Source organism: Geminicoccus flavidas (assembly GCF_009806515.1).
GTDB lineage: Bacteria > Pseudomonadota > Alphaproteobacteria > Geminicoccales > Geminicoccaceae > Geminicoccus > Geminicoccus flavidus.
On the sequence record NZ_WUJP01000427.1, the window covers coordinates 1 to 235 of the forward strand.

At 72.8% G+C, this 235-nt stretch carries 1 protein-coding gene; it reads left to right on the forward strand.

Annotated features, from left to right (window positions below; all coding sequences use genetic code 11):
* Positions 1-235, forward strand: a 235-nt coding sequence (locus tag EQG76_RS11995; protein WP_235031331.1) for an isocitrate/isopropylmalate family dehydrogenase, incomplete at both ends; no start/stop codon positions are given.

The window sequence follows — 235 nt, forward strand, 5'->3', positions numbered from 1 at the left end:
TCGGTGCCGTGGGTGCCCCTGACCTGCCCGACCACCTGACGCTCTGGGGCCTGCGTCTCGCCATCTGCCAGCCGCTCGACCAGTTCGCCAACGTGCGGCCGACCCGGATCCTGCCCGGCATCACCAGCCCGCTGCGCGGGGTGGCTGAAGGCGACCTCGACTGGGTGATCGTGCGCGAGAACTCCGAGGGCGAGTATGCCGGCCAGGGCGGCCGGTCGCATCGCGGCCTGCCGGA